Raw genomic sequence first — 1,228 nt, 5'->3', positions numbered from 1 at the left:
GATGCCGATCGTCGCGACGATGGTCGTCGTGATGAAGGCGATCTGCATGCTGATCGTCATCCCGTAGACGATCATCGTGAACACGTCCTTGCCGGCGTTCGTCGTCCCGAGCGGGTGTTCCCACGTCCCGTGGCACCGTCCGTTCATCACCTCGCCGACGCAGCTCGCCGGCGTCGTGTCCACGACGGAGGTGAACACCGGCGGCTGGTACGCGACGAGCAGCTCCTGTTGGGGCGGGTCCATCACGATCGGTCCGACGAGGCCGCCCACGAACACGATGCCGAGCCAGACGAGGCTCACGACCGCCGGGCGGTTTCGCCTGAACTCCTTCCAGTAGTACCGCGTCATCCGCGGATTCTGGTACAGCGGCAAGACGAGGTACCAGAACGCCAACAAGAGCGTGAAGATGAAGATGAAGTCCACCGACTCAAGCCCCCGGTCGACCCCGATGAACTCGAACGTCGGGGTCCGCTCGCCGAGGAACCGCCAGTCGTACACGCCCAGCAGCGCGAGCGGGAGCGTCGTCACCAGCATCCCGATCGAGTTGATCGACAGGTCGAACCGCCCCGACCGCGAGATCTCGTTCCAGTCGACTTGATCGAACTCTTCGGATTTCTTAGTTGCCATCGTTGTTCGGTGAGTTATCTGTCATCGTAGCTGATGCGCGGGTCGAGCACGGTGAACACGATGTCTTCGAGGAGGTTCCCGACGACCGCGACGAACGTGAAGAACAGCGTCGTGCCCAACACCAGGTTCGTGTCCTGTGCGACCAGCGCCTCGTACGTCAGTCGACCGAGTCCAGGGATCGCGAAGACGACCTCCACGAGCAGCGACGACCCGAGGAACAGCGCGAGCAGCTGACCGACCAGCGTCGTCGAAAGCGGAACGAGCGTCGGTCGCATGACGTGATACGCGTACGCACGCAGCGGCGAGACGCCCTTCGCCTTCGCCGTCTTCATGAAGTCCGCGTTCTGGAACTCCGCCGACTCGTTCCGGGAGACCCGCATGACTGCCCCGACCGAGCCAGTGACGAGCACGAACACCGGTATCGTGAGCTGTACGGCGTTTTCGACGCTGAACACCGCAACGTCCGTGTTGTACGTGACGGGGATGACTTCGAGCCAGACGCCGAAGATCAGAAGCAGGACGATCCCGAAGAAGAAGTTCGGGATGGCGTATCCGAAGAAGGCAAACCCGGTCGCGGCGTGGTCCTTCCAGCTGTACATGT

1 protein-coding gene and 1 pseudogene are annotated in these 1,228 nt (G+C 62.4%); both read right to left on the bottom strand.

Annotated elements, in window-relative coordinates; all coding sequences use genetic code 11:
* Positions 1–627, bottom strand: a pseudogene (locus U4E84_RS17915) (ABC transporter permease); the annotation flags it as partial.
* Between the two features lie 14 nt (positions 628–641).
* The coding region (locus U4E84_RS17910) for an ABC transporter permease (protein ID WP_322533429.1) at positions 642–1,228 on the bottom strand (587 nt) is incomplete at its 5' end.

Origin of the sequence: Halorubrum sp. AD140 (assembly GCF_034497445.1) — an archaeon.
Lineage (GTDB): Archaea > Halobacteriota > Halobacteria > Halobacteriales > Haloferacaceae > Halorubrum.
The sequence above is the reverse complement of the archived record's forward strand: the minus strand, read 5'-3'. Positions and strand labels throughout refer to the sequence as shown.